The sequence below is a fragment of the Coleofasciculus sp. D1-CHI-01 genome, assembly GCF_040218875.1.
GTDB lineage: Bacteria > Cyanobacteriota > Cyanobacteriia > Cyanobacteriales > Coleofasciculaceae > Coleofasciculus.
This window is the reverse complement of the sequence record NZ_JAVJQP010000182.1, coordinates 1-22,481: the sequence shown is the minus strand read 5'-3', so window position 1 is coordinate 22,481 and position 22,481 is coordinate 1. Positions and strand designations below refer to the sequence as shown.

Genomic DNA, 22,481 nt, shown 5'->3' with positions numbered 1-22,481 from the left:
CCAAATTTAGTTAGTTTGGAGACGACTCACCTGAGTGTTAATTGGTTTCAGGGTTAGGGGAAATTTTCTCGGAACTCAGGTGGGATAATTGATTGTCTGTCCTATTGTGAGTTGACGATTTAATTTCTTTCACCAAAAATTGTAGCGTTTCTAACAATAAATGCAAGAGAGAGAAGCGTTTTTTTGTTAGGAAATTATAACATTTAGCCAGCTTTATCATAATCGTCCTTAGATGTCAAATTATAGACAAATTGTTGTCAACTTCTAGGGTAAGGAGAGCGTTCGACGGCTCGACTGAGCGCTCGCCGAAGTCTGAGCGCTCACGCCGAAGTCCGAGGTGTTCCTTAATCTCAACCTTTAACTTTAATTTAATCAAAGTCCGACTACTTAGCTGAGGTGCTTTATTCGTTACAGGATAAAAAAATGGCATGAATCGCTTCGACAGCCTGGAATCATTTTGTCATACAACTATCAAGCTAAGTCCCGGATTTGCGTAATACACCTTGATTAATTTTTCCAAGCAAACACCTCTATATCAACGCTTAAACCAGCTTTACTGTCAATCCGGATCTGTATTACGTTTAGCAGAAGAATGAAATGATGTGGTTAAAGAACTAGATCAGACTTGCTTCTCTTTAAGCAAGCGACCTTGTTCTTCGCAATTAGCAATCAGCAATGAACAGGCGGTATCCGTTTTTCCTCTCAACTGGGGAAAAAAGGTCAGGCAACGCCGCCCAATCTGGTGAGTTTAACCGACCAAAGGTTTGAGCTGAATGAATGGTTATTGGGGTGCAAGGTAAACAGTTGAGGATCAGGTTTATCGATGCAACATTCTCAAGGTATTGCGACTTACGAAACAGTAAATAATGGTTATATCAGACGGCGACAACTTCAAGGAAATGCTGGTAGTTTACTCTTATGGGGTTTAGGGGTTGGTGCGGTTATCTCAGGTGATTTCTATGGTTGGAACTATGGTTTAGCCGCCGGAGGATTCTGGGGGTTTAGTATTGCCGCTGTCTTAATGGCAATTATGTATCTCTGTTTGGTCTATAGCAGTGCTGAACTCTCAGCCGCCCTCCCCCATGCGGGCGGATTCTATTCGTTCACCCGTTATGCCCTCGGTCCTTTTTGGGGCTTTATTTGTGGGATTACCGTCACGATTGAATATGTTCTAGCTAATGCGGCGCTGGTGTTCAGTTTGAGCAATTACCTCAAGCCCTTATTTCCCAATCTGCCCAGCTTTTTTATCTGGGTATTTGCCTACGCTGTTTTTTTGGCAATTAATATCCGAGGTTTTGAACTGAGTGTGACAGTCTGTCTTTGGCTAACCATCATCGCGATGACAGTATTAGCCATCTTCTATGTGAGTATGCTGGTATCGGGTGAATTCAATTTTGACCTGCTGTTTAATATTCCGGCTGAACCGGGACAATCAGAAACCTGGTTACCGAATGGCTGGTTTGGAGTGTTTGGGGCGATTCCTTTTGCGATATGGTTGTATCTGGCGATTGAACAATTACCGATGACGGCGGAGGAAACCGATAATGTGCCTCGGAATATGCCAACGGGAATGATTTCTGGTATGGTTACCCTGATTATTCTTTCAATTTTTACCGTAGTGATTAACTCCGGTGTTGGCGGGGGCGCGGTGGCGATTGGACAATCCGATGCTCCCCTGCAAGATGGGTTAGAGGCTTATTTTGGCGCAGGCGCAACCAGTACCATTGTCACAGCACTGGCGCTGATTTGTGGTTTAATTGCCAGTCTCCACGGTAATATGTTTGCCTACGGACGGATTATTTTCTCCCTATCCCGTGCTGGGTATTTACCCCGTTGGTTATCGGTGACGAATAAAAGTCATACCCCCCATCGAGCATTAATTGCCGGGGCGACGATTGGATTTATCTGTGTGCTACTGGTGAGTACCGGTATTCAAGCTGTCGATGCTGTGATTTTGAATATGGCTGTGTTTGGGGCATTAATTTCCTATATTTTGGTCATGGTTAGCTACATGAAGCTAAAAGGGAATCCTTATTTACCGAAACCCTACGAAAGCCCATTGGGAACGGCGGGAGCATTTGTGGGTTTGGCTTTAGCCACATTTGCCCTAGTTGCTTGTATGTCTATCCCTGATTACCGAGGCGGTGTTTGGGGGATTGGCATAGCGCTGATTGTGGCAAGTGTTTACTTTTTAGTGTTCCGGAGTAATCGACTGGTGGCTCAAGCCCCGGAAGAAGCGACGGCGTTGGGATTAACGGGGTATCAGGATTGACAATCTACCTTTTTCTAAAAGGGAGATTCTATGAAACTTTCATTCCATATATTCCAGGTGAAAGCTAGGGTACTGGTAGAGATTTGCCATGGCACGTCTGGGAGATAGGGGAGTCGGGGCGGGTTTAGTCGCATCTGGGTGAGAGAAGAAACGATAGTAGTGAAACCCGCCCCTACACAATTCCCTGTATCTGGTTGTGATGTAGAGACGCCAACCTAGTGCAAGAAGGCAGAAATAACGCCAGCAGCTAATATCTCCCCCCCGCTTCCCCTGCTCCCTCTGCTCCCCCTGCTTCATCGTATCTACGAAGCTGCTCAAGTATTTTTGCATAACAGCTTAGGGTGTCTCTATTTGTTTGAGAAACATTATTGTTTATTTCATTTATTCTATTTTTGTTAAGTTAAGATACATTATTGACGCCATTGGATCACTATACCCTCAAGCGCTAAAAACTTCATCAAGAATTGATGTTCATTTTTAAAGACTTAGTAAAGTTTGCCTCATCTTGTTGATCAGAGGAGAGGATTAGAATATTATACGAAAAGATAAAATACAAGTCATACGACTGTATTACAGGCTACAAAAGCCGACTAACTCAACCGTGACAGATACTCTATCCATCTGGTATCGCTATGGCAAAAGAAATTGATGAGGTCTTGAGACCATTGTCTAGGAAATTAAAGAGTTTATATGATTTATGCTCTAGTGATGGAGAAGGATTATGGGGGTGCATCTACAATTGTCAAGCCCAAATTATTCCGGTTGTAGCCCTCTAGCCGGAAACAATTGAGTGAGTTAATTTTTTGAGAGTTTTCTAATCCTATCTAATTTTGAGAGTAACGGGCAAAAAATAGCTACTTTCATACCGAAAGCCATATTGATTGGGTTTCTGACTAGAGTTTTATCCCCCTTGAGTATCAAAGGTTCTATATCGGACTCAACGTAACTTTGAGCAATAATTCTTAAATTTATTGCTTAACCAAATTGCTGAATTTAGTTTGTTAAAAGGGAATAAGTAGGTGACACTAAAAAAAATGCCCCCTGTCTCAGCTAAAAAAATAGCGAATAGCTATATTTTTAGTGGCAAATCACCGATTTAAACCGAAAAAAGACCACTGTAAACCTGTTCCAAGGGAAAAATATGATGAATCGTTCATTTCAATCATCATTAGAAATTGAGCAACTCCACGGTATTCCTGAACCCAACCAAAAACGTGAATTACAGCAGCGACTTGAACAGTTAAATCAAACCCAAACCTACTATCCCGCTGATCAATGTATTCATCAGTTAATTGAACAAGCAGAGCGTCGCACACCGGACAAAATCGCGATACGGTTTGACGCGCAAACCCTAACCTATCGGGAGTTGAACCGCCGCGCTAATCAGGTTGCTCACTACTTACAAACGCTACAAGTAAGACCCGATGTACTGGTGGGGATATGTCTAGAGCGATCGCTAGATATGGTGGTTGGTTTACTGGGAATTCTCAAAGCTGGAGGTGCTTATGTTCCCCTTGATCCCGCCTATCCTCAAGAACGATTAGCGTTGATGATTGAGGATTCCCAAGTCCCTGTCATCGTCACGGAACAAAACCAACTCATAAGGTTACCCGACACCCAAGCCCAAGTGGTTTGCCTGGATACAGATCAACAGGCAATTGCCCAACATAGTCCAGAGAATTTAGACAGTGACGTCACGCCCGACAATTTAGCCTACACCATCTATACCTCCGGCTCAACGGGTAAACCCAAAGGCGTTCAAGTTTTGCATCGTGGGCTGGTAAATTTCCTCACCTCCATGAGTGTCGCCCCTGGACTCACCGCCGATGACACCCTGCTGGCTGTCACCACTATCTGCTTCGACATTGCCGGATTGGAACTGTATTTACCCTTAATGGTTGGCGCTGATATTGTCTTAGTAACGCGAGATGTCGCCGCCGATGCAACTCAGTTAATCCCGGTTTTGCAAGAATCCGGGGCTACCGTCATGCAAGCCACCCCCGCCACTTGGCGGATGTTATTAGCCGCTGATTGGCAGGGAAATCCCCAGCTTAAAATTCTCTGTGGGGGGGAACCCATGTCTCGCGAATTGGCGCGTCAACTCTTAGAACGGAGTGCTTCTCTGTGGAATATGTACGGACCCACGGAAACCACAATCTGGTCAACCGTGCATAAGGTAGAATCTGCACAGAAGTCCATCCCCATTGGTCGCCCCATTGCCAATACCCAAATTTATCTGGCTCATCCTGAGCAAAACTCATCTGACCCGATTAAATTTGTACCAGTAGAAGAACCGGGAGAATTGCTGATTGGTGGGGTGGGTTTAGCACGAGGCTATCTCAACCGACCGGATCTCACCGATGAACGATTTATTCCCGATCCCTTTAGTCCAGAACCCGGTGCCCGTCTCTATCGCACCGGAGACTTAGCCCGGTACTTACCCGATGGAACTCTCGAATGCTTAGGTCGCTTGGATCACCAAGTCAAAATTCGCGGCTTCCGGATTGAACTGGGTGAGATTGAATCTGCCCTCTACCAGCATCCCGGTATCCGAGACGCGGTGGTTGTCGCCCGTGATGACAGTAATGGCGAAAAGCGCTTGGTTGCTTATCTGGTTAGCGACTTGGATGTCGAACATGTTCCCTTAGAAACAAAATGCTGGGTGGCGTGTGAGGGAAATCCAGACCTTGAATTAACCACCAGCAATTTCTCGGTCAATAGTATTCGTTTGCTTCATGCTCCCGCCTCCTGGCGAAACGGTCAATCGTTGACGCTGCGCTGCCAGTTTCCGGGCGTTCCCGATGAACTCCAACTCACGGGAACCATCGCCACAAAATCTCTGGAATGGGTAGACGTTTCCCTAGACACCACCTCCAGCCAACAGACATGTTTACGTCAGAGTATCAAACACATTGCCCAAACCCAGGGATTGATGGTTCATGACTTACGCCGTAAAGAACCCCGAATCCCGCTGCACATTCATTGTTTGGCGGAATTTGAGTCCGGTGAAAAAATTGAGGTGATGACGCAAAATATCAGCCATGAGGGGATTTGCTTAAAGGCAACAACGGCTAACTCCTGGCAAACGGATCAACAACGCCTATTGCTACGATTACAATTACCCGGAGTCGAAACACCCTTATGGCTGCAAGGTCATATTGTTTGGCAGTTTGAAGACTATGTTGGCGTCAAGTTTGATACCACGACGAGCCAGAAGGCAAAACTCCATCGCAGCTTAGGAAATCTGCGGGCAGAACCCCGAATTCCACTCCAGATCAAGGGTATGGCTGAATTTGAGTCAGGTCAACAAGTGGAAGTGACGACGCAAAACTTCAGCCGCAACGGGATTAGCTTAAAGGCACTCACCCCAACATTTTGGCAAAACAACCAATCCTTACTGTTACGGATACAACTGCCAGGGGTGAAAAATCCTTTGTGGCTGCAAGGCACTGTAGTTTGGCATGTTGAGGAAAACGCTGGGGTGATTTTTGAGACCACACCCACCCAGCAGGAGCAAATCCATCAGAGTATTGAGCTTATGGTTAAAACTCAAGGATTATCGCTGGCGCAGTTGCGATCGTTCCTGAGTGATAAACTACCCACTTATATGGTTCCCTCGACCTTTGTGTTAGTGGATAGTTTGCCCCTAACACCCAACCGTAAAGTCGATCGCAAGGCGTTACCTGACCCGAACCAGGCACAACAGGTAGCTCAGGATACCTTCGCCGCACCGCGCACACCCATTGAACAAGCGTTAGCGCAAATCTGGGCAACTGTATTAGATGTTGAACGTGTGGGTGTGTATGACAACTTCTTTGAACTAGGCGGACATTCGCTGCTGACGGCGCAACTGTTATCACAAGTGCGAGAACAATTCCAGGTGGAGTTGCCCTTGTTTGCTCTATTTGAAGCGCCTACGGTGGCGGAACTGGCTCAAACAATTACCGCTAAGACTGAGGCTGATCCGTCTCAATCTGAAGAGGATGGGACGACGGTGACGGGTACAATCGCGGTCACGAATTTAGCCAACGATGCGGTTTTGGATGAGACGATTTATCCAGAAAAGCCCTATCGTCAGACAGACACGGCACCGGAAAAGATTTTGATCACAGGCGCGTCAGGTTTTCTGGGGGCATTCTTATTGCAGGAATTACTTCAGCATACGAATGCTACCGTCTATTGCTTAGTGCGTGCCAAAACGCTGGAGGCGGGTCAGCAAAAAATTGCCGCCAGCTTCAACCGCTATTTACTTTCATCAGATAAGTTGGAGTCACGAGTTGTCCCTGTGTTGGGCGATTTAGCGAAACCTCGGTTGGGACTATCAGAGTCGCAGTATGAAGCGTTAACTCGCGAGATTGACTGTATCTATCATAATGGGGCATTTGTCAACTTAATTTATCCCTACAGCGCCTTGCGAACCGCTAATGTCTTGGGGACTCAGGAAATTCTCAAATTAGCCAGTAAAACCAAGGTCAAACCCGTTCACTTTGTCTCGACGTTGGATGTGTTTCAATCGCCGCGCTATGCTCAGATGTCGGTGATTTTAGAACAGGATGAGTTGGAGTCAGGGGATGACCTATCGGATGGTTATGCTCAAAGTAAATGGGTGGGTGAGAAGTTAGTCAAACAGGCACACGCACGGGGGATTCCAGCGTCGATTTACCGACCGGGTATGATTACGGGACATAGCCAAACCGGGGCGTCTCAACAGGGGGATTTAATTGACCGATTAATTAAAGGGTTGATTCAATTGGGGAGTGCGCCGGAGTTGGACTTAAATCTAAGCTTGACTCCTGTAGACTACGTGTCCCAAGCGATGATCCATCTGTCCCAGCAACCGGAGTTATTCGGTCAAGCCTTTCATTTAGTCAGTCCGGAGATGGTATCCTTACAGCAACTCGTGGATGAAATTCGGGCTATTGGTCATCCGATTGAATGGATGGACTATTCTACCTGGCAAGACAAGCTGGTTCAGGTGGCTAGTTCCCAGCCGGACAATGCCTTGAGTCCATTAGTGTTCCTGTTTACTCAATGGGTGGGTGAAAACCAACGCCCCTATCTGGAAACGGCGGCTTTAGTCTCTCAGGCGTTTGACTCCCAGAATACGTTAGCGGGTTTAGCCGGAACGAATATTGTTTGTCCGTCAGTCAATAGCCAGGTGATTCGGGCTTATCTGGACTACAACCAGTTGGTGTGACATAATTGCTGGATAACGACCAGATCCCCGACTTCTTCAAGAAGTCGGGGATCTAATTATCTTGACAATTGAGTATAGGGCGACCCGACCTAATTGAGTGGATACAGTCGTTAATTGATGCAAGCGGGTCGCCCCTACAGGGGGATTACAGGTGACGGGCGGGCTGCGATCGCGAAAATCTCATCGTCTCGGAAAAACTTGACCCGCTTCAATTTGCAGAAAACCCACGACCCTTATAATGGGTAAAAGAATGTAAAGAAGTAATAACGACAAGATTTAGGGACACTTAACCTATTGTGTTTGTTCTTAGCGGCTACGAATATTTCCTAGGGTTCTTACTGGCAAGCAGTTTAGTCCCCGTCCTAGCACTGGCAGCCTCTAAGCTGCTGCGACCCAACATCCGCGACCCCGAACGCCGGACGACTTATGAATCTGGCATGGAACCGATTGGGGGCGCTTGGATTCAGTTCAATATCCGGTACTACATGTTTGCCCTGGTCTTTGTGATTTTCGATGTGGAGACCGTGTTTCTCTATCCCTGGGCAGTGGCATTCAATCAGCTAGGACTACTAGCGTTTATCGAAGCACTCATCTTTATTGCAATTCTCGTCGTTGCCCTCGTTTACGCTTGGCGCAAAGGAGCTTTAGAATGGTCGTAAACTACCCCGTCCATGGTTAGGCATGGAAGAGGCTTTCCAAAAGCCTATGTTTACCAGTCTAAGTTCTGCCTTGAACTACGTTATGTCTAAGTGTTAAAGTTCGTACCTACGGATGCGTAGCTAGTCTGTAGCTCTACAACTCCAGCATTAAACAGGTTATAGGGAAAAGCCAGTGTGTTGGAGAAAGTACCGAGACATAACTTTGGCGAAGCTAACGTTACCCCGAAAGGGAGGGGCGCAAGCCCAATCAAACAACCCATATCCGTACAGGTTAAAAGCACGAGGAAAGTAACTACCCAGGCGACAGGCAAGGGCAATATGTCGAACGTCGGCGAGTAAATCCAAGGCGGTAGGGGTTTAGAGATTTTTGTACTTTACCTAGGAGGCGCGGCTTTCTAACTGCCCATACTATCTATGGATGAGGTATCCAGTCGCGAATATTTGGATGAATACAGATACAGCAAACGCGGCACCCCAAAAGCCGCAACCCAAAGAAAAAATTCTCAATCCCATCAGTCGTCCTCAGGTCACGCAAGACCTCTCAGAAAACGTCATTTTGACGACAGTAGACGACCTCTATAACTGGGCTAGGCTTTCCAGTCTGTGGCCCATGATGTATGGCACCGCCTGCTGTTTTATTGAATTTGCGGCGATGATTGGCTCTCGGTTTGACTTTGACCGATTTGGATTAGTCCCGCGTTCGAGTCCCCGACAAGCGGATTTGATTATTACTGCTGGCACAATCACGATGAAAATGGCACCAGCGCTGGTGCGTCTGTATGAGCAAATGCCGGAACCTAAATATGCGATGGCAATGGGGGCTTGTACGATTACTGGGGGGATGTTCAGCGTCGATTCACCAACCGCCGTGCGGGGTGTCGATAAGTTGATTCCCGTGGATGTTTACATTCCCGGCTGTCCTCCCCGTCCAGAAGCGATCATGGATGCGATTGTTAAACTTCGTAAGAAGGTGGCAAATGAGTCTATCCAGGAACGGGCAGCCCTGAGTCCAACCCACCGCTATTACAGCACCACTCATAGCATGAAGGTAGTGCCAGAGATTCTCACGGGTCAATACTTGCGGTCTGAAAATCGCCACACTCCACCGAAGGAGTTAACCGAAGCGATGGGAATGCCTGTACCCCCCGCACTGAAGTCTTCTCAACAGCAGGAGGTCAATCGTGGCTGAAGAAGAGTCCAAAGAACAGACCCAAGAAAATACTGAAGAATCCCCACTCGCTGAGACAGGAGAAGTCCACGGCTGGCTGAAGGAAAACGGGTTTGAAACCGAGTTAATGGAACCGGATCACCTGGGAATTGAGGTGATTAAGGTACAACCAGAGGTCTTGATTCCCGTTGCCACGGCTCTGTATGCTTATGGGTTTAACTACCTGCAATGTCAAGGGGGTTATGATGTCGGTCCTGGCGAAGAGTTGGTCAGCTTCTACCATTTAATTAAGATCAGCGATGATGCTGAGCAACCTGAAGAAGTCCGGGTGAAGGTATTTCTACCACGAGAAAATCCCACGATGCCCTCAGTCTATTGGATTTGGAAGAGTGCTGACTGGCAAGAACGGGAAACCTACGATATGTTCGGCATTGTCTATGAAGGACATCCCAATCTGAAGCGGATTTTGATGCCGGAAGATTGGGTGGGCTGGCCCCTGCGGAAGGATTATATCTCGCCTGACTTCTATGAATTGCAGGATGCTTATTAATTTGAGCAACTCCTTCCAATTTTAAAAAGTAGTGCGAGCATCTTGCTCGCCTACTTTTAAACAAGAGTAAGGAAAGTCAGACAATAATTTTGACAGGTAGCTTTGCGAGCCAAATAATTGGTTAAAGATTACTGCTTGATTCAGGAAATGTTCGCTTAAATTCCTCAATTAAATCGTCTAGTTCTTCGAGGGCTTGATTAACATCGATTCTCAGAGTACCTAAATTCGGTTCCTCCAACAGTTTGACGAGAAACTCTCGCTTACTCTCAATGACAGTTATGCGCTCTTGCATGGCTTGTGAGTCCATAATTCCTATCCTTTAGTTTCGCTATTTTTCTAATTGGCAAACCAACAATGATATAAGTTGAGGCGTTCCCTCAACCCAGGCATATCAAAGATGCGTGGAAAGGTACACCCAGAAAATAGACCGATTTCCTGGGTAGTACATCTGCCATAACTAAATATTAACATGCTGTTGTTTTATCCTTCCCTTAAGCAAGGAATAAGTTTCCAGGATTTCAGTTGATGATTCACTTACTGAACGGGTAAGCTGTTCGGCATTTAAACCTTAATGTTAAGAATGGCAAAATCCTTGTAGTGCGAGCATCTTGCTCGCTGCTAATACCCAATTTAAATGCATGACAGCTTATCCTAGCTGAGGAAAGGAGGACGTTTGGATTTAGTCGGTTTATTTTTAATCACTTCGGCAATAAATCGCTTTAATGCCTTTTCTCGATTTTTCATAAACGCTGACCAAAAGCCGGGATAAAATTCATCCATGGTTTTTGCCAACGCCCAAACATCAACAGCCAGAATATTATTTAGGGTTTCATCCTCACGCTTTAACGAATCAAGCTGATCGCGAAAACGGTGTTTTTTTGAGGATGCTTGTTGCTTTTTTTCTTGAATCATTTGAAAACGCTATATAGACAACAGCAGACTAAACAAAACTGGGTTTATAAAAACTGTTTACATACCATGCTACAGAGAAGGTTGGACTTCTGCCGACACAGCGATCGCGCTACGAGATAGCGAATTTGCCTAGTATAACGAAGACAATACGACGTTGACGCTTTTGCCTTTGCTCCCCTAGAGCAACTCAGGCAAGATCCAAGAGCTAAAACATGGATGTTCTGCACCCGATCATTTCCCATGCCACCCCTTGACCCGATAATAAAGCTAAAGTGATTGTTGTGTAGATAGTTAAATCAAGATGTTACGCAAAATTTCCTTGGGAACAGTAGGATTGTGGGTTGGGGGAGTACTGACCATCATCGGCTTTGTGGCTTATGCCACCGAGAACGCGACCTTAAATTTAGTGGGATTTTTCTACGGCGTCCCCATCTTACTGGGCGGTTTTGCCCTGAAAGCAGCTGAACTCAAGCCTGTACCCTTAAGTCAACCCACACCACCAGACGTGTTGCAACAGCGACAGCAGACAGCTACTCCGATTCAAAACCAAATTCGCCAAGATGTGATGCGTTATCGTTACGGTCAAGACGCTCACCTCGATAGCTCCCTGGAAAGTTTGGGTCTATCACCTAGCGATGAGGAACGACCAGACCTCAATAGTTTACGAGAAACTGTAGTGGATGGTGCTTACACGTTAGTACTGGAATTTTACTCGCCGCTGATTCCCTTTGAAACATGGGAACAAAAGCGGGAAAAAATAGAAAAATTCTTTGGTCCGAATATCCGAGTTGAATTGAGTCAACCTGAAGAAGACCAGGTTGATGTGGCGTTGATTGCTGCACCTTAACTTTTGTATGTTCTTGTGGAACACCTTCCAGACGTGCCATGGCACGTCTCTACATGGCTTCCCTATCTTCCCCATCTCCCTCATCTCCCCCATCTCCCCCTCACCTCACCACTTATTCAGCAGACCCTACTTAGTGAGCCTCAGAGGTTTGGCGATTCTGATGTTTAAAGCCATAGAGCTGGCTCAAAGGCGTGGCACTAATACTATGGGCAAGGATAGAGGCAAAAATCATCAAGCTGCTAACCACCCAAACCTGGTGATTACCCGTGAGGCGCAGCGCTAGATGAGAGTAGTAAAGAGCCGCAACGCCAATGGGACCAAACCAACCCACGAACAGAGGATCTGAGACACCGTGCAGGTGCTTAATCAAAGGACTGAGCGCCAGGATTGCGGGGAGGCGGCGCAAGAACAAGACGGCTACCACTAGCAGTAAGCCTTTCCAGCTCAGTTGTAGCCAGTCTTGCCAGGGTATGACCAAACCCAATAACAGGAAAATGGGTAGAGTAAAGAAGCGATCCACAGCTTCTTGGATACGCTCTTCCTGAGTTCTTTGCTGAGTATTCACCAGTCCATCAAAGACTAATCCGGTTATAAAAACAGCTAGAATACCATCGCTACCCAGTAACTTTGCTGCCCCCAATACCAGAAGTGAAAGGGCAATTGTATAAGCGAGAATTGACTTTTTCTCAATAATTTTTTTGACTAAATTATCATTTTTACAAAAAATTGAATCATTCTCTATAAGTTAAAATAAAACTGTGATTTTAATAATATACCTAAAGGTAGATCATAGGGAGGGCTAAATTAATTATGCAGTAGAGGCTTTTAGAGGTTAATTTAAAAAAGTCCATTTAAACAGAACTCCAGACGTTTGAGGTCAGGAGTCCTTTTTTTACTACCGCTTTTCTAGCCGCACGATATACCATTGCAAATATTCTCCAGGTTCCATATCCAAGTCACAGGAGGTTTCCATTAAATACTTGGCTTGCTCCTCCACAGAAGAAAATTGCTGTAAATCACGGGGTAGATTATCCTGCCGTGTTGCTAAAATAGCTTTGAGTTTTTCCAGTAACTCCTCAGGTGTGAGAAATTGCTCCGGTTGGTTCGTTTCCAGAACAACATAAGCATCCTCTTGGTACATGATTGAATCAGGCATGGTTCATTACGGGTGTAGTTCAACAGTAATTAGTCTTGGTTCCCCGTTCCTGGACAGAACCGGGAAGGCTCAGAAGACAAGGCTGGAGTAATTCCTTACATTTAGTATAGAAAAATGACCCATGATCCATAACCAATATCAATATGTTTCTCTCCCTGGAATACGAAAGAGCGTTAGAATCCCTCGGCTATGACTATTTTGATGAAGTCGCCGCCGCCGAATTCCCCTGTCATCACCTGCGGTTCCGTAATGACCAACTGCTGCCAATTTTAGGGTTAGACCCGCAAAGGGTGACAGATGCGGATTTTATCCAGGCGTTTGGCCAGTTTGTCGGCATACGACCCTTTTTAGCCTTGCGCTATCACGGGTATCAGTTTGGCGAATATAATTCCCGATTAGGAGATGGTCGCGGGTTTCTCTTTGGTCAGGTGCGGGGAACCGATGGCGAACTCTATGATTTTGGCACGAAAGGTTCCGGGACAACTCCCTATTCTAGGGGTGCGGATGGTCGATTGACCCTCAAAGGTGGAGTACGGGAAGTTCTAGCGGCGGAAGCGTTGCATGGTTTAGGTGTGCGTACCTCTCGCTGTTTAAGTTTGATTGAAACTGGAGAACATTTGTGGCGAGGGGATGAACCGTCACCCACTCGTTCATCGGTGATGGTACGAATGAGTCGTTCTCATATCCGGTTTGGCACGTTTGAACGGTTGCGCTATTTTAAGCGTCGGGATTTAATTAAAACGCTGCTTGATCATGTGATTGACTATTATTATCCACATCTGTTGCAACAGAAGGATAGAGTTGAGCAATATCGCCAATTTTACGCCGAGTTAGTGAAACGAGTGGCAGAGTTAGCGGCTCAATGGATGGCAGCAGGCTTTTGTCATGCTGTTTTAAATACGGATAATATGTCGATTACGGGGGAAAGTTTTGATTATGGTCCTTATGCGTTTATCCCCACCTATAATCCTGTGTTTACGGCGGCATATTTTGACTATTACGGACGCTATTGTTATGGCAATCAACCGAGTATTTGTCGGTTGAATTTGGAAATGTTACAGCAACCGTTAGGTATGGTGATTCCGGTTGCTGATATGGAAGCTGGATTAGCGGCTTATGAGGAACACTATTATCAGGCTTATCGGCAGTTGATGCTAAATAAGCTGGGGTTTGAGCAAGTGAACGAACCACAAGGGAATGAGTTATTGAGGAGGACAATTGAGTTGTTAAAGGAAACTCAGGTGGGATATCATGCCTTCTTCGCTGAATTAACCCAGCAGTTTCATCCTAATTGGCGGGATGATGCTTCAAAAATTTTTGATCAGGCGTCTTTTTGCCAGTCGGCTGAACAGCAATTGTTGTTAGCTAATTGGCGGGATTTATATCATCATATTTTGCAGGATTTGTCAACGGATGAGTTGGATGAAATGGCTGAGCGGTTACAGGAGAAGAATCCGAAAACCGCATTACTACGACCTGTTATTGAAGAGGTTTGGGCAGCTATTGATCGCGACGATAATTGGCAACCGTTTGATGAGTTGGTGAGACGCTTACAACGAAAAAAATAATCTTATATTGGTCATTGGTCATTGGTCTTATGTCATTGGTCATTGGTCTTATGTCATACTCACTCCCTTGATAAGCAAGCTACGTTTATATAAGGGCTGAAATCAGTGTTAAGTAGTCGGACAAAAGAAAACAGCACCATACTAACTTTTGTAAACAAACCTTAAACCCTTACTGTTCCCTGTTCCCTGTTCCCTGTTCCCTGTTCCCTGTTCCCTAATCTCAACCGTTCACGTTAATTGTGTCCACCTACTTATTATTTCAAATAAATCAATAAATTCAGCCCTGGAATAGTACGAGAAAGTGTCCATAATAACAGGGCAATATAAGCAAGACCTAAACCCCACTGATACCACGCCAATGTACTAATAATACCGGGAACATGTTCCTCTCTCAAGCGAATATCATTAAATCCAAACTTAAGCAAATTATTAAAACTAAAGTCATAATAATTCAGCCAATTCCAGCGGCGATCCCACAGAATCGGCATATAGCGATCGCGGAAAAAGCCAAATCGAGGCATAACCGGGAGGCGTCCAATCAGGAGGCGTAATTGCCGCATTCCCCCATCTTCGACAAAATAGGTGACATTGAGCATATCATGATAACGTCCTTGCCGATACAGTTGCCACACCAGCAATAGGGGTATCGGAAACAGAAGTCCCGCCAAACACAATAGCGTCAGCCAGGGTTGTTCACTGGTTTGAAAAATCGCGATCGCACCGCCCACAGTAGCCGCCGCCCCACTCCCCACCATGTACATTGTTTCTAGAGAGGTGGGTAGAATCGGTTTAGGGTAACGTCGCCGCCAACGGTCAAGCAACCAAAACAGCAACCCAAAATAGGCGATCGCAATCATTCCCACGCCGAACACTAAGCCAAAACTGGTACCATCGGCACTTAATAGCAGCAGTAAACTCAATCCCGCCCAGTGCAGAGCATCAATTAGCCAATGGCGCGATCACAGATTGATATCCTCGCGACCCATTAGTTGGAGAATGCTACCCAGTAAACGTCCCCACAGTTGTTCCCGTCGCAATCGTTCCCGAAGATAATCTAAGGAATTCGCATCAGGAATTTGTTCTTGTTCGCGAAAGTTGCGGACTAAATTTCGCAGTACATCTTCATTTCCTTCGAGTTTGGGAACGGATAGAATTTGTCCGACATGACCCGCATCACCAAAAATTTTAGCTTCGTCTGAGTCAAAGGTCATCCCAGCGACTTTAACATAAGCATTGGGAGAAAAGCGGGTATTACTAAAATCCATTTGGTCAAGTAGACTCGCATCCCGCATTAAAATCGGTTGCTGGAACTGGCTTCCCCGGAAGCTAGTGGATTTTTCCCACGTCGCCTCGGTGAGTAACAACGACTGAGTAAACCGACTCTTACTCAACAACGTGCGATCGCGCCAAATCACTTGGGAAAAATCGGCATCTTCTAGCCATTGGCTTCCGGTAAAATTGGCAAGCTGGACAAATTCTGCCTGACTAAAATTCCCATTCCCATGAAACGTAGACCGACTAAAATTGGCTATACCTTTAAACTCCACCTGAGTAAACCCAGCCTTATCAAAGAAGGTGTCACCGCTGAAGTTAATATCTCGACCAAACGTAGTGTTACTAAAATCAACAGATTGGCTAAAACTACTCCCTGACCAATCGACTTCCTGGATAAACACAGCCTCAGAGACTTCTAAGCGTTGCAGAAAGAAGGTATTGGCGAAATTAATTGCACCGCTTAGACGAGTTTGATTCAGCTTGAGAGTCCCCCGAAAGACTGTAACCGAGGGAACTTGGTCACTGGATTCGGTGATGAAGCGAGAATCTTTTGCTAATTTTTCTTGTTCCTGGTCAGTTAACAGGGAAGGCAACGTGGCTTGGGAGAGGGCGGTTTGCAAGCCTAATTTGCTAGCCGTAAACTCTCCTTGAATCAAGGATTCACTCAAGTCTAAAGCGAGAGGGGTTTGAGAACGAGTCAGCTTGCTTTGCAGGTGTTGGTAAAACTGATCCCGAAAGTCTGTATTCTCGTTGGTTAAATCAATAACAAACTGGCGCAGATCAATCGTGCAAATGCCTTCGCTTTGAATCGGGTATTCTAGGCGTTCTTCTAGGAGTTCCAGGGTTAACGGTTGACGTTCTGGAGTGGCGGCGAAGGCGGGGAGGGGGATGAGGAGGAGGAGAAACGTAAGCAGGAATCCGAGGAGTCGCTTGGGGAAAGGGTGTAAGAATTTAATTGGCTTCAAGGCGATTGTATTTTTAAAGGTTCGTTCAATTATTTTACTGTGAAATATGAGATCGTTTTTTCTCTGTATTTATCTTTTTACTTTTAACTTTTTACGTGCTTGACACCTTACTGTTGAAGCTGATTGAGTTTATTTTTGGCTGAAAGCAGAAGCTGTTGGGCTTCCAAATAAGGGGTTGTACCATTGGATATCTTTTCCAGTTCATAGATGATTCCCTGTAACTGACTGATAATCCGAGAATTGCCGTTTACATCGTTTGCATTAGTAGGAGTAATGCGTAGTAAAATTTGAATTTGGTATTGAGCTTTTTCCAAAGCTTTGACAGCATCAGCTTCTTCTTGCCGTCTGATTTTTATTTGTCCTAAGTTCGCTTTGTACTGTGCCAGTAGTTCTTGTGCTTTTCCATAAGCGGCTAAATCATCATCAGAAATCCGCTCAAGTTCCTGAATCGCCTCTTTCCATAAGTTTTCTATCTGTTCCCACTTAGCAACAGTGTGAGGTGGGTTTTGGGCAGCTTTAGCGGCTTGCCAAGAAAACTGTTGTGCAACTAGAATTAAGGTCATGGTACGCTCATTCCCCGCAACCAGACCAACTACTTCTTTAAAATCCCGTTTGTAATTATCGAGTTGAGCTTGTGCTGTTTTACCTGCCAAAGTCTGACCGGGAATTTGCTCTAATTGATCGATGGCTGAACGCCAATCTGCGATCGCGAGTTGTTTATCTGTTGGCGTTGAGGCTTGCTGATAGTGCTGTTTGGCTTTCAAAAGTTCTTGTTCGCTATCAGTCAACAAAATCTGAGCATTCTTTTCTTGGAATACCTTAGTTTCTAATTCTCCAACCTTTTTGCGGACGGTATTGAAGCCATAAATGCTAAAGTACGAGTCATACCACCAATAACTGTATTCTGGTAAATCCTTTAAAAATCCCGTGGGTAACTTGTCAAGATGTTGCTGGGCTTCTTTAAATTTTTGTTCCCCCAACTCTAAGTCAGCCGGACTTGTCGCTTGATTAATTAGCCGTTCGGCTTGTTCAACCGCCGTAATAGCTTGTCGGTAGTTAGAGTCTAGGGTGATATAGCTGGGTAACAGTAGAATAGGAGCATTCCGCGCCACGGGACGGCGAATGACTGGATAAGGCAAATTAGCTACCCAAATCATCATCGCGACAATGCCAAGGGGGATACCAATTAGTATCATTGTCCAAAAGACTTTAGCTAATCCTCGCCGTTTAGGTTTTCCATAAGTAGCGTAGTAGTTTTTCTCAGCTTGTTTGGCGAGAGCAGCAAGGGATTTGGAGGAAGACTGAGTGGGAGTTGATGGTTTGAGTATCACAGGCTGGGTACTGATGACTGAGGGATCAGTTCCCCTATTCGGGGCTTTCTTGCGCGGGAACTTGAAACGTAGGAGGTTGAAGTTAGCCATAAAGCAGATCCACTCATTCTTTTATTTAATTATGCCCTACACTTCGGTAAATTAAGATCCCCCGCCTAGAAATTACAGCGGTAACGGCTGTATTAACACACCCTGCCTTGTGTGAGTATTCAACCGGATTTGACCGGATTTGATCGGACGCGATCGCTTGACAAGGTTTCGGTTTTGGGGGATAATTTTTATAATGGAAAAATGTGCCAGCCTATAGACCCGTATTTCGCGTTTGAGGAAGGTCAACGCATCAATTGTTTCCTCAAGCAAAGTCACGTTCACTAATCGTAATACCCAACAGCATTGAAAAGGAAATCCCCGACGCCTCTAAGACTTCGGGGATATGACTACACAAAATTACTGCAACTGTTCAATTAATTGGCGTTTTGCCGCATCCAAGGCTTCCGGTAACTTACTGGAATCTCGTCCCCCAGCTTGGGCTAAATTGGGACGCCCCCCACCGCCACCGCCGCAAAGTTTGGCAATTCCACCAATAAATTTACCGGCTTGTAGCTTCTTGTCTTTGTGGATTTTGGCACTAAACGCCGCGACTAAACTGACTTTACCTTCTGTAGGAATCGAACCTAAAACAACCGCACTTTCGCCCAGTTTTTGCTGGAGTCGTTCCGCTGCTGTTTTCAGGGCGTCGGGTTCAATGTCTCCTAGATTTGCTACTAAAACTTTGAACTCTCCCACGGATTCAGCTTGACTCAATACCTGATCCGATTTGGCTAATGCCAATTCTTGTTTCACGGCGTCTAATTCTTTCTGAGACGCTTTGAGTTCGTTCTGGAGATTGGTAATTCGATCAGGGATTTCTTCAGGTTTGACTTTAAAGCGATCGCTTAATTCTTTGACCACTTTATCCCGTAGGTTCAAATAATCCAATACCGCAGGACCTGCTACAGCTTCGATGCGCCGAATCCCAGACGCGACGCCCGTTTCGGAGACAATCTTAAACACACCAATTTCTGCGGTGTTATTCACATGAGTCCCCCCACAGAGTTCCATTGAAACACCAGGGAAATCAATTACTCGTACTTCATCGGCATACTTTTCGCCAAACATCGCGATCGCACCTTCTGCCTTGGCATCTGTTAGGGGCATTATTGCCACATCTGCGCCGTGGGCTTCGGCTATCCAGGTATTAATTTGCTCCTCAATTTGTACCAATTCCTCTGCTGTCAGGGAACGGGAACAATTAAAATCAAACCGCAGCCGATCAAAGGCGACTAAAGAACCCGCTTGGGAAATAGACGGATCAACAATCTTTTTCAGCGCCGCTTGTAATAAATGAGTTGCCGTATGATTAGCTTGGGCGCGACGGCGACAAGCGCGGTCAATTTGGGCGGTAACGGTATCCCCCAGATTTAGAGTTCCCCGTTCCACGCGACCAAAATGAACAAAGAAGTCGGATTCTTTTTTGACATCTTCAATCCGTACTACTAAATTATCGCCAGATAAATAACCGCGATCGCCAATTTGTCCCCCCGATTCGGCATAGAATGGGGTTTGGTCGAGAACAACTTGCACCTCAGTCCCCGTCTGGGCTGATTCAACCGACTCGCCATTTGCAACTAGCGCCATCACTTGGGCAGTCGTGGCAGGTACGGTATATCCTAAGAATTCAGTCGCCGCAACTCCAGATGTCACTTCATCCAAACTGCCTTGTGCCAATAAGTCAACGGTTTCGTGGGCGGCTTGAGAGTTTTCTTGCTGTTCTTTCATCGCCGCTTCATAGCCAGCAATGTCCACCGTTAACCCATGTTCTTCGGCAATTTCTTGGGTTAATTCTAAGGGGAAACCATGGGTATCATAGAGGGTAAACGCATCCCTCCCGGAAATTTGCTCAGGCTTTTGCGCCAGAATATCTGCCAATAACTTCTCGCCGCGTGCGAGGGTTTTGCGGAATTGCGATTCTTCGCGTTGCAATTCGGCTTGAATCGCATCGTTCCGTTCCCGCACATTCGGATAGGTGTCTTCAGCCAGTGCGATCGCGCTTTCGGCGACTTGGGTGGTAAACTCTCCTTGAATGCCAATTAATCGCCCATGACGCACTACTCGCCGGATTAAACGGCGTAGGATATAGCCGCGTCCAATATTCGAGGCGGTAATTCCATCAGCAATCAGATGAACGACGGCGCGGATGTGATCCCCAATCACTTTTAGGGAGACTTTGGTTTTCTCATCACTTTTAGCATAATCAACGCCAGCAATCTCAGCCGCCGTCTTGATAATTGGGAAAATCAGATCCGTTTCGTAGTTATTGGGAACCTGTTGGAGGATTTGCGCCATCCTCTCTAATCCCAACCCGGTGTCAATATTTTTATTTTGCAGGGGGGTAAGATTCCCGTCTGCATCCCGGTTGTATTGCATGAACACCAGGTTATAGTACTCAATAAACCGGGTATCATCTTCTAAATCGATATCCTTGTCCCCTTTTTCCGGGTGGAAGTCGTAATAGAGTTCTGAACAAGGACCACAAGGACCTGTAGGACCCGATGCCCAGAAGTTATCTTCTTCGCCCATCCGCTGGATACGATGGGCAGGGATACCAATTTTATCCCGCCAGATGGCAAAGGCTTCGTCATCCTCTCGAAACACACTCACCACTAGGCGTTCTGGGGGCAATGCAAAGACTTGTGTGGATAATTCCCATGCCCACGCGATCGCTTGTTCTTTAAAATAGTCGCCAAAGCTAAAATTGCCCAGCATTTCAAAGAAGGTATGATGTCGCGCCGTGCGTCCCACATTCTCAATATCATTGGTGCGGAGACATTTTTGCGACGTGGTGGCGCGGGCAAAGTCCGACTGGCGTTGTCCCAGGAATATGGGTTTAAAGGGTAACATCCCGGCGATGGTGAGTAACACGGTGGGATCTTCGGGGACTAAGGAAGCCGACGGCAGAACTTGGTGTTGCCGTTTTTCGTGGAAGTCCAGGAATTTTTGTCGGATTTGGTTACCCCTGAGGGATTTGGGAGATTTGGGCATGGTGTTTCAATCAAGACTAGGAATGGATTGGTAGGATTTTGGACGTTAGACTCACCCATCCTAGAGATAACGAGGTTGGTCAGTGCGATCGTGATCCATTTTTACACTTGTTATCGATTGTTGCAGGATTTTTGATTCTCATACCAAATCCGGGCTAACTACCCCCTTACCGAATCTCCCCCTGAAAATCCCCCCGGTTCAAGCGCAAACGACAAACACAATATCCCGGACACTGGCTGGTTCAAAAAAATGTTAGAGAGTAGCGATCGCATCAAAATCTGTTGTCCTGAAATATTGCATAACTGGTGATCAATCCCAAATTACCAAGAAGTTGTTAACAGCCACCACCGCCGCAACCACCGCAACCGCCGCCGCCACCACCACCACAACCAACTCCACCACCACCACCGCAACCAACTCCACCGCCACTATTACTACTCACTTTACTCCTAGATACTGACGTGAATACCATCTTTAAATCAGCCAACAAATCGTGTCGTAAAACTTTATTCCCCCAAATCGCAAATGCTAGAGCGAGTTGAGAATCTTCAGGACTTAAAACGTTTAAGGGGATACGGCTACGAAGATCATGTAATACTTGATCACCATAGCGACTACGATGTTTTGGAGTCTCCGCTAAACATGAAATCATGAGACTTATAATAAGACACATGATAACTAAAAACCCCACCGGTTTTCCTCGATAAATACCGACGCCTATTTTTGCCATGCCTAATCCTAACAGGGCAACGATTAAAAGGGTTGGATAAACTTGGACTTTAAATAATTGCTCCTGGCTGATTAAGAGTTCAAGTTGGTGTAATCGATTTTTAATTTCCTCGATTATTACATCTATTGTTTGAGTCGCCTGTATCCGAACCCGATCAATATGACAGCCATCTGACGTAATAGCGTTGGCAACGGCTTGCTCTACAGGATGAGACAATACTTCTACAGTTCCCGCCAATGTCAAGCTTCGTTGTTCTGGCTGTACGGTTACGTATTCCTTTTGGACGAGACTAGCGATCGCCGTATCCACAACCCGATTTTTACCTTCAGCCAGATAAGCTACTTCGTAAGGATTAAGAGATACGGGTTTTTCTACTAGATTGCCACCCGGTAGTCGCAGATAAACTTGGAGGCGGAAAGCGATGAATACAACACCAATGGATAGCAGGAAGTAGAAAATCAAAAATTCCGAACCTGTGAAGTTTAAGGGATTTGGAATTGTGGAAACAATTTGGCAACCCGTGACAACTGATGCCAAAAGAAACAAAAGGAAGAGGACGACGATTTGTTGGTGTTGCCGTTTGGGTAGCCAATTTAAAGATAGCTTAGGCACAATCCAATTTTGCTGGTTATTCACCCGAACAACCTGTAAATCGCGCCCAAATCGGTCTTTGGGATCAGACCAAATATCGATGGGAGGAATCTGCCCAAAAAACTGTTTGTAGCTTTCTAATGTTCTGCTATACCAGTCTTCAAATTTCAACTGCTCCG

General features: G+C 45.8%; 14 protein-coding genes and 1 pseudogene. 7 read left to right on the top strand and 8 right to left on the bottom strand.

What is annotated here, in order from left to right:
- Positions 1–823: 823 nt before the first annotated feature.
- The 5 genes from RIB93_RS30795 to RIB93_RS30775 all read left to right on the top strand — a co-directional run bounded on the left by RIB93_RS30795 (position 824) and on the right by RIB93_RS30775 (position 9,846).
- Positions 824–2,272: an amino acid permease gene (locus tag RIB93_RS30795; RefSeq protein WP_446378828.1), complete on the top strand. Its 1,449-nt coding sequence runs from the start codon at positions 824–826 to the stop codon at positions 2,270–2,272.
- 1,141 nt (positions 2,273–3,413) lie between these two features.
- Positions 3,414–7,469 (top strand): amino acid adenylation domain-containing protein, encoded by a 4,056-nt coding sequence (locus RIB93_RS30790; RefSeq protein WP_446378826.1) that lies wholly within the window; start codon positions 3,414–3,416, stop codon positions 7,467–7,469.
- A 296-nt stretch (positions 7,470–7,765) separates the two neighbouring features.
- Positions 7,766–8,128 carry a photosynthetic/respiratory NAD(P)H-quinone oxidoreductase subunit C gene (ndhC, locus tag RIB93_RS30785; protein WP_446335100.1) on the top strand — a complete coding sequence of 121 codons (363 nt, stop codon included), beginning with the start codon at positions 7,766–7,768 and terminating at the stop codon, positions 8,126–8,128.
- Between the two features lie 445 nt (positions 8,129–8,573).
- The gene (locus RIB93_RS30780; protein ID WP_446378823.1) at positions 8,574–9,317 is read left to right on the top strand and encodes an NADH dehydrogenase subunit K; all 744 of its coding nucleotides are present in this window, start codon (positions 8,574–8,576) and stop codon (positions 9,315–9,317) included.
- Entirely contained in the window at positions 9,310–9,846 is a 537-nt protein-coding gene (locus RIB93_RS30775; RefSeq protein ID WP_446378821.1) for an NAD(P)H-quinone oxidoreductase subunit J, read from the top strand. Before RIB93_RS30780 ends, RIB93_RS30775 begins: the two co-directional genes overlap by 8 nt.
- Positions 9,847–9,967: 121 nt before the next feature.
- Here RIB93_RS30775 and RIB93_RS30770 read toward each other — a convergent pair whose 3' ends face one another.
- Both RIB93_RS30770 and RIB93_RS30765 read right to left on the bottom strand, forming a co-directional pair.
- Positions 9,968–10,153, bottom strand: coding sequence for a hypothetical protein (locus RIB93_RS30770; protein WP_446378819.1), 186 nt, complete (start codon positions 10,151–10,153; stop codon positions 9,968–9,970).
- Between the two features lie 344 nt (positions 10,154–10,497).
- A complete protein-coding gene (locus tag RIB93_RS30765; protein WP_446378817.1) occupies positions 10,498–10,758 on the bottom strand; it encodes a hypothetical protein in 261 nt (86 codons plus the stop codon).
- A 301-nt stretch (positions 10,759–11,059) separates the two neighbouring features.
- Here RIB93_RS30765 and RIB93_RS30760 point away from each other — a divergent pair, with 301 nt between their 5' ends.
- Positions 11,060–11,605, top strand: coding sequence for a DUF2854 domain-containing protein (locus RIB93_RS30760; protein WP_044209510.1), 546 nt, complete (start codon positions 11,060–11,062; stop codon positions 11,603–11,605).
- 130 nt (positions 11,606–11,735) lie between these two features.
- On the opposite strand, the gene RIB93_RS30755 is transcribed toward RIB93_RS30760, so the two are convergent.
- Both RIB93_RS30755 and RIB93_RS30750 read right to left on the bottom strand, forming a co-directional pair.
- Entirely contained in the window at positions 11,736–12,281 is a 546-nt protein-coding gene (locus RIB93_RS30755) for a cation:proton antiporter domain-containing protein (protein WP_446378840.1), read from the bottom strand.
- Positions 12,282–12,500: 219 nt separating this feature from the next.
- A complete protein-coding gene (locus RIB93_RS30750; protein ID WP_446378815.1) occupies positions 12,501–12,761 on the bottom strand; it encodes a chlororespiratory reduction protein 7 in 261 nt (86 codons plus the stop codon).
- A gap of 143 nt (positions 12,762–12,904) precedes the next feature.
- On the opposite strand from RIB93_RS30750, the gene RIB93_RS30745 reads away from it, so the two are divergent.
- Entirely contained in the window at positions 12,905–14,329 is a 1,425-nt protein-coding gene (locus RIB93_RS30745) for a protein adenylyltransferase SelO (protein WP_446378813.1), read from the top strand.
- 254 nt (positions 14,330–14,583) lie between these two features.
- Here RIB93_RS30745 and RIB93_RS30740 read toward each other — a convergent pair.
- The 4 genes and pseudogenes from RIB93_RS30740 to RIB93_RS30725 form a co-directional block, all read right to left on the bottom strand.
- Positions 14,584–16,569, bottom strand: a pseudogene (locus RIB93_RS30740) (pentapeptide repeat-containing protein).
- Between the two features lie 107 nt (positions 16,570–16,676).
- Positions 16,677–17,990: a hypothetical protein gene (locus RIB93_RS30735; RefSeq protein WP_446378811.1), complete on the bottom strand. Its 1,314-nt coding sequence runs from the start codon at positions 17,988–17,990 to the stop codon at positions 16,677–16,679.
- Between the two features lie 357 nt (positions 17,991–18,347).
- Positions 18,348–20,981 carry an alanine--tRNA ligase gene (gene alaS, locus RIB93_RS30730; RefSeq protein ID WP_446378809.1) on the bottom strand — a complete coding sequence of 878 codons (2,634 nt, stop codon included), beginning with the start codon at positions 20,979–20,981 and terminating at the stop codon, positions 18,348–18,350.
- A 334-nt stretch (positions 20,982–21,315) separates the two neighbouring features.
- On the bottom strand, positions 21,316–22,481 hold a 1,166-nt coding region (locus tag RIB93_RS30725), incomplete at its 5' end, for a TIGR04222 domain-containing membrane protein (RefSeq protein WP_446378807.1).

Bases quoted from the DNA above. Each gene is read 5' to 3' on its own strand.
- RIB93_RS30765 (WP_446378817.1), bottom strand. From the start codon at position 10,758: ATGATTCAAGAAAAAAAGCAACAAGCATCCTCAAAAAAACACCGTTTT.
- RIB93_RS30750 (WP_446378815.1), bottom strand. From the start codon at position 12,761: ATGCCTGATTCAATCATGTACCAAGAGGATGCTTATGTTGTTCTGGAA.
- RIB93_RS30780 (WP_446378823.1), top strand. From the start codon at position 8,574: ATGAATACAGATACAGCAAACGCGGCACCCCAAAAGCCGCAACCCAAA.
- alaS (WP_446378809.1), bottom strand. From the start codon at position 20,981: ATGCCCAAATCTCCCAAATCCCTCAGGGGTAACCAAATCCGACAAAAA.
- RIB93_RS30770 (WP_446378819.1), bottom strand. From the start codon at position 10,153: ATGGACTCACAAGCCATGCAAGAGCGCATAACTGTCATTGAGAGTAAG.
- RIB93_RS30795 (WP_446378828.1), top strand. From the start codon at position 824: ATGCAACATTCTCAAGGTATTGCGACTTACGAAACAGTAAATAATGGT.
- RIB93_RS30735 (WP_446378811.1), bottom strand. From the start codon at position 17,990: ATGGCTAACTTCAACCTCCTACGTTTCAAGTTCCCGCGCAAGAAAGCC.
- RIB93_RS30790 (WP_446378826.1), top strand. From the start codon at position 3,414: ATGATGAATCGTTCATTTCAATCATCATTAGAAATTGAGCAACTCCAC.
- RIB93_RS30745 (WP_446378813.1), top strand. From the start codon at position 12,905: ATGTTTCTCTCCCTGGAATACGAAAGAGCGTTAGAATCCCTCGGCTAT.
- RIB93_RS30760 (WP_044209510.1), top strand. From the start codon at position 11,060: ATGTTACGCAAAATTTCCTTGGGAACAGTAGGATTGTGGGTTGGGGGA.